At 55.0% G+C, this 9,268-nt stretch carries 8 protein-coding genes; 4 read left to right on the top strand and 4 right to left on the bottom strand.

Annotation, left to right across the window (positions count from 1 at the left end; all coding sequences use genetic code 11):
• The 3 genes from RGU75_RS23315 to RGU75_RS23305 all read left to right on the top strand — a co-directional run.
• A partial coding sequence (locus RGU75_RS23315; protein ID WP_322240122.1) for a hypothetical protein occupies nt 1–182 on the top strand: 182 nt, incomplete at its 5' end.
• Between the two features lie 589 nt (nt 183–771).
• Nucleotides 772–2,307 (top strand): IS21 family transposase, encoded by a 1,536-nt coding sequence (gene istA, locus RGU75_RS23310; protein WP_322232686.1) that lies wholly within the window; start codon nt 772–774, stop codon nt 2,305–2,307.
• Complete coding sequence (locus RGU75_RS23305; protein WP_322240120.1) at nt 2,304–2,678, top strand: ATP-binding protein; 375 nt, start codon at nt 2,304–2,306, stop codon at nt 2,676–2,678. The genes istA and RGU75_RS23305 overlap by 4 nt, the downstream gene beginning before the upstream one ends.
• 1 nt (nt 2,679) lies before the next feature.
• On the opposite strand, the gene tnpC is transcribed toward RGU75_RS23305, so the two are convergent.
• From tnpC to RGU75_RS23290, 3 genes are all read right to left on the bottom strand, one after another.
• Nucleotides 2,680–4,296: an IS66 family transposase gene (gene tnpC / locus RGU75_RS23300; RefSeq protein ID WP_322232225.1), complete on the bottom strand. Its 1,617-nt coding sequence runs from the start codon at nt 4,294–4,296 to the stop codon at nt 2,680–2,682.
• 108 nt (nt 4,297–4,404) lie between these two features.
• Complete coding sequence (gene tnpB / locus RGU75_RS23295) at nt 4,405–4,755, bottom strand: IS66 family insertion sequence element accessory protein TnpB (protein WP_322232226.1); 351 nt, start codon at nt 4,753–4,755, stop codon at nt 4,405–4,407.
• On the bottom strand, nt 4,731–5,153 hold the full coding sequence (locus RGU75_RS23290; RefSeq protein WP_322232227.1) for a transposase: 423 nt from the start codon (nt 5,151–5,153) through the stop codon (nt 4,731–4,733). The genes tnpB and RGU75_RS23290 overlap by 25 nt, the downstream gene beginning before the upstream one ends.
• 77 nt (nt 5,154–5,230) lie before the next feature.
• Here RGU75_RS23290 and RGU75_RS23285 point away from each other — a divergent pair, with 77 nt between their 5' ends.
• Nucleotides 5,231–5,737 (top strand): ATP-binding protein, encoded by a 507-nt coding sequence (locus RGU75_RS23285; RefSeq protein ID WP_322240759.1) that lies wholly within the window; start codon nt 5,231–5,233, stop codon nt 5,735–5,737.
• Between the two features lie 498 nt (nt 5,738–6,235).
• On the opposite strand, the gene RGU75_RS23280 is transcribed toward RGU75_RS23285, so the two are convergent.
• Nucleotides 6,236–9,244, bottom strand: coding sequence for a Tn3 family transposase (locus RGU75_RS23280; RefSeq protein WP_322240118.1), 3,009 nt, complete (start codon nt 9,242–9,244; stop codon nt 6,236–6,238).
• Nucleotides 9,245–9,268: the final 24 nt, after the last annotated feature.

Below are 9,268 nucleotides of genomic sequence, written 5' to 3'. Positions count from 1 at the left end.
GTAGTATCGCCCTTCGGGTTGCGCTGGACGCTCCATGCTTTTCCGCTTTGGTCGAGTGCCCGCTGGCTGCGGGTCCTGACGACGGCAGCAAGGCACACTCTTTTGCCGCTGGGGCGGACGCTTCGCTCAAAAGAGTTTGGCTGCACTTGGGCGCAGCCATCCTTGCTTGGTTGCCACTCTGAACGAGTGGCAATCTTGAGCACACTGGCGTGAGCTCAAGACGGGAACAGCTATTTTCCGCTGGGGCGAAAACATAGCTTTGCTCGCCTTGGGGCTCTCATCCTGCCCTCCGCGCGTTGGCGCGCTACGCACATAAAAGCGGCTGACGCTCGCCTTTCTGTTTGGTTAGCTTCATTTTTAAACAACAAATTCTCCAGCGCTAACTGGTTGAATGCATAATGTATCTATTAAATTAAGCGGTATTTTCGCGGACGCGAAAATCCATAAATAGCGCGTGAATATCCAAGCTGGACCTAATGCTGTATCCGTATTTGCGGAGCTCCACTGTCAGCACGAGCGATGCTGGATTAAGAGCGGTCATTCGATGTGATTGGAAATTCGGCAACGACTCACGTTTTATCATTCGCAAAAACATTGACATCGCCTCTAATAAATCTCAGATACTTATCTGACGTGATTATGAGCTATAAATGCCGCGTGAATAATGTACCGGATAGCGCACTTGAAACGGCCGTGAATGGCGCGTTAAAAGTGTACCAATCCCAGCCTGTAGTCTTATGCCCTTGATGGTGCATAAGAAAGGCGGAAAGGATGTTTCCCGTGGACATATACGTCAAAGTACGTCGCGCCGTGATGGTCGAGAACAAGAGTGAGCGTGCGGTTGCGCGCTACTTCGGTATCCATCGCAATACCGTCAGGAAGATGTGCCAGTTCGCGGCACCGCCGGGATATCGGCGAGCGCCGGCCCCGGTCTCTCCGACGCTGGCACCGTTCGCAGCCATCATCGACGCCATTCTCGAGGCCGATAAGCAAGTCCATGTGAAACAGCGCCATACGGCGGTACGTATCCGCGAACGATTACGTGACGAGCATGGTTACGACGGTAGCTACACCCTGGTGCGCGAGTACGTCAACGGTGTGGCCAGCCGGCAGAAGGAAGTGTTCATGCCACTGGCGCATCGCCCCGGCCATGCCCAGGTCGATTTCGGCGAAGCCGACGGGTACATCGGCGGCAAGAAGGTCCGCTTCCACTATTTCTGCCTGGACATGCCGCATTCGGATGCGTGTTTCGTCAAGGCGTATCCGACCGAAGACACGGAAGCCTTTCTGGACGGTCATCTTGCTGCCTTCGCGTTTCTCGGTGGCGTGCCGCAATCAATTCTGTACGACAACACCAGGATTGCAGTGGCCAAGATATTAGGCGATGGCCAGCGCCGACGGACCCATGCCTTTGCCGAATTGCAGAGTTATTACTTGTTTGATGATAAATTCGGACGTCCCGCCAAAGGTAACGACAAGGGTAAAGTGGAAGGACTGGTCGGCTACAGCCGACGCCACTTCATGGTGCCATTGCCGGTGGCAGATGACTTCGCTGCATTGAATAGCCAATTGCTGGACGGCTGCCTGAAACGTCAGCGTGCCGTGCTGCGTGGTCAATCTGACACCATCGGCCAGCGCCTCATCCATGACCGGGCGGCATTGATGCCGTTGCCGGTAACGCTCTATGACGCCAGTCACAAGCAAACCAGCCGGGTATCATCGCAATCGTTGGTCCGTTACCGCACCAACGACTATTCGGTACCGACGCAATACGGTCATCAGGCGGTGCTGGTCAAAGGCACCGTCGACTGGGTCGACATCTATCTGGTTGGCAATCCGGAGTGCATTGCGCACCATCGTCGCAGTTATGCCAAAGCGGACTTCGTGGTGAACCCGCTGCACTATCTGGCGTTGCTGGAGAGGAAGCCGCGTGCGCTTGACCAGGCTGCACCGCTGCAAGAGTGGGCATTACCAGCGGCCTTCGAGCGATTGCGACGCCTGCTGGAAGCGCGCATGGACAAGCGTGGGCGCAAGGAATATATCCAGGTCCTGCGGTTGCTGGAAACCTTCAGCATCGGGCAAGTCGAGCGTGCCATTGGCCAGGCCCATCATCTGGGCGTGCTCAGCTTTGATGCCATCAAACACCTAGTATTGTGCGCCATCGAACGACGACCACCCAAGCTGGATTTAACCCTGTATCCGTATTTGCCGAACGCCACGGTCGGCACGACCGATGCCGGCAGCTACCTCAGCTTGCTCAGCGGGAATGCGCTACTGACGCAACCTGTTACCGGAGACCTCGCATGAACGCCAACAGCGCGGCGCTGTCCGAGACCACCACGGTGGCACCGCAGGTACTGTTGGTCAACCACTTCAAAGCCCTGAAGCTGCCGACCTTTGCCCGGGAGTATGAGAAGGTCGGCGCCGACTGCGCGCGTGAAGGCGTAGATTACCCACGCTATTTATTACGGTTGTGCGAACTCGAACGTATCGACCGTGAACGCCGCACGATGGAGCGGCGCATCCGTCTGGCCAGGTTTCCGGTGACCAAGAGTCTGGATACCTTCGACTTCATGGCGATGCCAACCTTAAACAAATCCCTGGTGCTCGAACTGACACGCTGTGAGTGGATTGATAGTAAGCGATCAATCATCCACGTCCCTTGCGGCATAAATTGATTTATGCCGGTGCCTGGTTCTTCAGCTGCAGATTCCAGGGCAACAGCGCTTCGTAGTCATCGACAGTATTGGCATAAGGCAGTGCCGTGAACATTTCGGTGAGATATTGGTAAGCGTCAATATTTCCCGCCTTGCACGTTTCAATCAATGAGTACAGATTGGCACTGGCTTTTGCGCCACCAACGGTATCGGCAAATAGCCAATTCTTGCGCCCGATCACGAACGGCCGAATCGCGTTCTCGGCCACATTATTATCGATCGGCCAGGTGCCGTTCTCGACATAGCGCGTGAGTTTGGGCCATTGCCCTGCCAGATACTGCAAGGCTTTGCCCAGCAATCCGCTCGGCGCAGTCGTTGCCAGATGATGGTCGAGCAAGACTTTGATCGCTGCCAACACCGCTTTGCTGTATTTCATGCGCAAACGTTGTCGTTGCAGCGCCGTCAATGTGCTGGCACGAGATTCTGCCGCGTACAGTTTACCGATCAGAGTAATGAATTGCGTGGCTGGCTGCTGCGCACTGCGCGCTTCCCTGGGCAGTACGGCTTCGGCTTCAATAAAATACCTTCTCACATGCGCCCAGCACGCTAAATGGACAAGTCCATTGACGGCCGATATCGCGTTATACGGCGCATAGCCGTCGGTCATTAACGCAGCGCCCGTGCGCACGCCGGCCCAGAGATCGGCCCCATGTTGGGTACTGCGTCCTGGCGCATAGCCGAATAGCCGTACCGGCGGACCGACGCCGCCGTTCATCTGAATCCACATATAACTCCTGGTTTGGGCTGCGCGCCCGGGCTCCTTGAGTACCTGCACCACCGTTTCATCGCCAAATACGACCTCACTGTCGAGCAAATGATCGCGCAGTAAATTAATCAGCGGTTGAACAGCAATCCCGATGCGCACCACACTGGCGGCCAGGGTATTGCGCGAGATATCGCCGCCAAAGCGTTTGATTAACGCCGCAATCCGGTACAGCGGCAAGCCGTCGATGAATTTGGCGGTAATGAACCAGGCCAGCGCGGCTTCGGTGAACAATCCCTTGGGAATAATGCGCAAGCGAGTCGGGGTAACTTTGATGCTTTGATCGCAGCAGGGACAGGCATATTTCACCCGCTCATGCCGGATCACGCGTACTTGCTGCGGAATAATATCGAGTTGTTCGCTGACTTCCACGCCGATTTTCACCAGTATCGCGCCATCATGCGCGCAGATACGGGCCGATTTTGGCAACGTGGTGCGAATGACTTCACGTGGCAATGCCGGGTCCAGTGGCTTGCGGCCCGGTTTCTTGCGCTGATGACCTGAAACGGGAATGTCTACTTCGCTCTCTTGCGATGGCAGGGCAGCGTGTGCGGCGAGCGCCTCCGCCTCATTGAGAAACAGGTCGCGTTGATCGGCGCTGCGCGCTTCGCTCTTTGCGCCGAATAATCGGCGCTGAAAGGCTTTGAGCTGTTCCTTGAGCAGATCGCGCTCGACTTGCATGACACGCAATTCACCGCGCACGATATCCCGTTCGCCCAGCACAGCATCGCGTTGCGCCAACGCAGCGTCGCGCTCGGCGATGAGCGTCTGAAATGCATCAGCGGTAAGCGAGGAGTGGAGCTGTGTAGGTGCCATGACTGACAACATACCGGAATGTCGCGCTAAATAGGTTTACGTCATTTCAACATAAGGGCGTTACCCGTTGTTTACCGACAACAATCGAATGAAACTGCACTATTTGTCTTAGCTCGCCCGCGCATAGCTGCGCAGCGGATGTTTGTGCATGGCGCTGAGGTCAATGCCATCGAGCAGCCAGTGTAATTGTTCGACGCTCAGTTCCAGCAGCGCGGCTTCACGCGGCCAGGCGAAGCGGTCTGCCTCAAGCCGCTTGAACATTAACCAGAATCCGTTGCGATCCCAGAGCAAGAGTTTGATACGGTCGCGCCGCCGGTTACAAAAGACATACACGGCCCGGGCAAACGGATCGAGTCCTAGCGCCTGCTCGACGATGGCCGCCAGTCCGTTAATGCTCTTGCGACCATCGACCGCATCCCGGTGCACATGCACCTTCAGTCCCGGGTCAAGGCGGAACATGGCAACTGGCAAAGCATCTCAAGGAGCGACAATATCTCGTCGCGGGTCGTGCAATTGGCATCGATATCAATGCCGTTGGGCAATCTCGCACGCAGCGTGGGCATCGTCACGGGCGTTGCAGTGTTAACTGTCACCACAGGAATAAATGCAGAAAGCAGTGCCGGGACACGCGTCACCTTCATCGGGGCCGCACCGCTTTTGCGTTGATATTGGACAATCCACTTACGTAACAAATTGGCATTGAGCGTATGCTGGTACGCCAGTTTGGCCACCGATACCCCAGGCTGAAAACTGGCTTCCACTAATTCGCGTTTGGCCCGTGGGTCATACTGACAACGACCATTCCGTAAGCGCTTGACAATCAAAGTACACGATAAGCCGAAGTGATTCTCTTCCATAGCTGTCCCCTTATTGTGGACACCATCATCACGATTCTCGGTACGATTTACCAGACGTACTCAAATGATCGCTTACGATTGATAAGCGCGAGAACGTCATCGCGTTAGGACCTTCGGGTGTTGGCAAGACGCATACTGCGCTGGCACTAGGATTAGCTGCCTGTCAGAAAGGACACAGCGTTGCCTTTACGACGGCCGCCGCCCTGGTCCATGAACTGATGGAAGCGCGTGACGAGAAACGACTGCGTGCCTTGCAAAAGCAACTGACTAACGTGAAGTTACTGATTATCGATGAACTGGGCTATGTGCCGTTCACAGCGGTCGGTGCGGAATTGTTGTTTGAGGTCTTTAGCCGACGCTATGAGCACGGTGCCACGCTGGTGACCTCGAATTTACCGTTTGACGAGTGGACCAGCGTCCTCGGTTCGGAGCGGCTGACTGGCGCCTTGCTTGACCGGCTTACCCATCACGTCCACATCCTGGAAATGAACGGCGAATCGTATCGATTGGCCACCAGCAAGAAACGGCAACAGCGCAATGTCAAACCAAACAGCACTGCTGAAAAAGGAGGGGCCAACCCGTAAAAGCAACGTCTTGAGGGAACGGGCTACGCTGCGCTGCGCCCGCCACCCCAACTCTGCAGAGTATAGAAATGTGCATTGAAAAGAGAATAATTCAGGCCCTCAACGGCTCTATTTATTAACCCGGATTGGTACACTTTTAACGCGCCATTTGGTACATCTTTACTCCGGCATTGACAGAATAGTCCCTTTACGACGAAATGCTCGCTGCTGGTGCCGTAAAGGTCGGAAAAACGGGAGCGTAGCTCCGCTTGGTTGTTTGTGGTGTATGTGACCACCAGCACTCGCCCACCTGAGGTAGTCTGAAAAAAACGGACACACGAATTTGATAAACTGAGTTCAAAGGAGTGTGGATGAAAACGCAAAAGAGATACAGCGACGAGTACAAAGCTGAAGCGGTAAAAATGGTATTAGGGGTGTGGGGAGCAACGGAACAGAAACTGCGATTAAGTCTAAAAGTCATATAAACACTAGATAGCCACAAAATTTTCATATAAAAGGTTACGGAATAGACTCCCTATCCGTATCGCCCGGCGACCTAAGCGGTCGCAATTCTCCGCGAAGCACAGATTCTGGAACCGCGAAAGAATAGCGTCCCATCATGTTGATATGCTCATGAATCAAGGGTGACAATCGCGCCACATCTTCGTCTATCACCACGTAACCTTCACAGCGTAGTTTGTTCAAAATCGCTTCCATATAAATGGTATTCCACAATACTATGACATTGGCGACCAGCCCCAAAGCACCCAGTTGGTCTTCCTGGCCTTCTCGATAACGCTGATGCAACTCGCCACGTTTTCCGTGGAATATGGCCCGCGCAAGAGCGTGGCGGCTTTCGCCACGGTTTAGCTGAATCAGAATATTACGGCGTTTGGTTTCATCATCGATGAAGGTCAGTGTGTGTAACGATTTCTCAATACGTCCGAATTCTGCCAGGGCTTTGGCCAGTCGCGTAGGCCGGTCGCCGACCTGCAGCGTGCGCATGATCCCTGTAGCCGGTATCCGTCCTAACTTCAGCGAACCGATTAAGCGCAAAATATCGTCCCATTGCTCAGCGACCAGTGCCATGTTGACCCGTTGTTTCGCAATCTTGTCGAGCGGGCCGTAATCGGCATCGGGGTCGATGCGCCAAAACCGCGTGCCACCGACATTGGCAAGGCGAGGACTGAAGCGATATCCCAGCAATCTAAACAGACCGAAGATGATGTCCGTATAAGCGCCCGTGTCGGTCATGATGTGGGTCGGCTGCAGCTCGGTTTGCTGTTCCAGCACGACGGCTAGTAAGACCAGGCTATCGCGCAATGTACCGGGTACCGTGATGGCATTCAAGCCAGTAAATTGGCTGGACAGCATATTGTACCAGGTAACGCCGCGGCCTATACCAAAATACTTGGGATTTGGTCCGGCGTGCACGGTGCGCACCGGAACTACGAAACGCATGCCATCAGCAGAAGCGACTTCGCCTCCGCCGCAGGCATGCGCCAATCCGATCTTGTTTTGCGCCGACACCAGACGCATGTTCACGGCAATCAGCGTTTCATCGCGAATGTAATTTTGATTGACCCAAGACAGTCGATCACGTCGCAGGGCCGCGACATCTTGCCGCACCAAAGGCTCAAATCCGGTGTTGCACGATTCGGCCAGTAATACGGCGCAGACACTGGTGACCAAGTCGGCCGCCCGCGCCTCGCGTTCGCTCACATGCGTGAACGCCTCCGCAAAATCGGTACGGGCGGCAATCTCAAGCAGAATTTCCGCCACATCGACACGCGGCAGACGCGCCGCCACTTCTGCTCGCAATGCCAGCAAGTAGGATGGCTCTTCGATCTTGTCAAGCGGACTCAGAACGAGATCATGTTGCTCGTTATTGCACACAATGCGCACAGCCGGATTTTCCGGCAGGCGTGCCGCCACAGCGCGATACGTTTGATCCAGTTCTGTCGCCAAGCCCGCCAGCACCGGTGTGACGTCCGAAGAAAATCCGAGCGTGCGGCAAATAACCGGTCGCGTCGCCGTCCAGTCGGCGTCTGACAATAATCCTTTGCGCGGATCGGCGTAGCGCCAACTTGGCTCAGCAAATACATCGCGTCGCCGCAATGCAGAACGCAACTGATCAAGCGCACAAAACATATACGCTCGTTGATCCAGTCGGCCCTCTCCCGGGATCACATGCGGTAACCATGCTTTCGTCACGATCGCCATCGGAGGATCGATCTTCCGTTTATGATCGATTTCATGCACATGCAGATATTTGATGGCTTCCAGCACAGTGCGGCCGGCGGGTCCGGCACCAACATGTATATGTTGTAGTAGCGAAGGCAAAAACCGCCGCACCCTAAGATAACGGGCGTGTAGTTCCCGATAAAAAACGTCTTGTGGCGGCCGAACTAAGGGGCTCACCTTTTGCATAGCTTCAGCGAGTCGTTCCTGTTGAATTTTCTCGAACACCGTTGCGCGCAACTTTTTATCGGGCAATTCGACGTCGAGCAGAAATGCACAAGCCTGCGCCAACACCGTCGCTGCCGCATCCAGATCTTTCAGACTTCGCAGGCGCGCTTTTTGATCAACTTTCATCGCGCCGCTGAACAACTGATGCAGCAATATTTCCATGACTTCCAACGCATCGTCCTGCGCTGTGGCTTCCAGCGTATAAACGAAAGCCACCAGCGTTGCCATGCGGCGTGCCTCAGGCAGTCTAGACACCACCGTGACTTTCGATGTGTTGGCGAAGCGGGCCAACGCGGCAATGCGACTCGGCGGAATTTTTGCCGTCCCCGGCAACCTAATTTCTAACGCACGAATGGCCTCGATGCGCAAAAGAGCGCGCACCAGCGCCGAGGCACTGACCATAACCGGACCGGTACGCAGTCGGTCAAGCGTCGAATTGCGGTTGCCTGCCGGAACCGTGAGTAAGTCATCTAACCGCATACGCTGTTCGAGACTCAGTCCGTGCGCCAACATGCGCCAGAGCCGCGTTTCCACGCGCTGCCGTAATCGCGCGATAAAACGTTCCAGCACGGTCGCGCCTGGCAGTAGAACCTTGCCGGTCAATAGCCAAGTAGTGGCGTGCTCGAACAGCACGCTCGGCCGATCGGTTCCGGTCCAGCACAAGGCATAGAGCCATCGCCCCAGACGGAAACCAACCGGATACTCGGCAAATTCCCGGTAACCGTAATGCCTGCGTATTTCAGCCGCGTGTTCCCAGCGTTGCCGACTATTGCGGTATTTTGAAAGGTAATCGCCATCGTCAATCGCCAGTTGCTGGCTCAGTATCCTGATAACTTCGTTGGGGACGTCCGCCGGATCATCGAGAAAGGTACCGAGAAACCGGACGGTGGCGAGTTGAAGTGCAAATCCAAGCCTGGTGTGTTTTTCCCGACGCGTATTGATTAACGCATGATCGGTGTCGTCCAGATGAAAATAGCGTGAGAGTTCGTCTACGGTAGGCGGACCATCGTAACGGCCATGGCTCCGAATCTGACTAGGAGTAAGAAAATTAACAGGCACAATAAATGATCATAAGAACGTGGG

It is taken from the genome of Glaciimonas sp. CA11.2 (assembly GCF_034314045.1).
In the GTDB taxonomy this organism is placed as follows: Bacteria; Pseudomonadota; Gammaproteobacteria; order Burkholderiales; family Burkholderiaceae_D; genus Glaciimonas.
Note: the sequence above shows the minus strand (reverse complement) of the source record. Positions and strands in the feature narration are given on the sequence as shown.